This is a genomic window from Gluconobacter sp. P1D12_c (assembly GCF_018812105.1).
GTDB lineage: Bacteria > Pseudomonadota > Alphaproteobacteria > Acetobacterales > Acetobacteraceae > Gluconobacter > Gluconobacter oxydans_A.
Genome location: NZ_JACSIQ010000186.1, coordinates 1 through 599, shown reverse-complemented (window position 1 = coordinate 599; position 599 = coordinate 1). Strand labels below are relative to the sequence as shown.

1 protein-coding gene is annotated in these 599 nt (G+C 36.4%); it reads left to right on the top strand.

What is annotated here, in order from left to right; genetic code table 11:
- A partial coding sequence (locus tag KP705_RS16240; protein ID WP_215764993.1) for a hypothetical protein occupies positions 1–503 on the top strand: 503 nt, incomplete at its 5' end.
- Positions 504–599: the final 96 nt, after the last annotated feature.

Sequence of the window (599 nt, the reverse complement as noted above, 5' to 3'; positions counted from 1 at the left end):
AAGTACAGAGGCTTGAAAATCTGTTCAATATAAAGGCTGTGCGATTGAAGGCACGTTATGAGACCAAGGCTATTCGTTATATGTTTGGGAATGGGGTCGAGGTTTATTGCGGTTGGGAAAAGCCTTACGATATCATGACTTGTTTGCATGACCATTATATTGACCATTCTTTTCCTGTGAAGGATGTGAAAAGTTATAGAGATTATTTGCGTTGTCTTCCTTCGCATTCTTCTTTGTTTTTGGATTACATAGAAAGCAGGGGATATGGTTTTTTAAGATTCAACGAATATTTGAACGATGACGAGGATGATTTTTGTTACGAGTGTGTTTTTGTTAATGACAATAAAGATGAGATACGCCTTTGGGTTAAAGATTTAGAAGAATGTGACAAGGATGGTTTGTATTCGAGTATCGATAATTTAGATTTGGAAAATTGTACGTCTGATGATTTTAAAAGAAGACTCTCAACGATTTGCGAGAAATTTTTTGGATCGTTGTCATGAGTTATCAATTCGCACATTTTGAGATGCTGAGTCGTAAAGTGCTTGTAAAGCCTTCCGACAAGGCAACGAAGTCTAAGAAGTGGAATATTAAAGAGA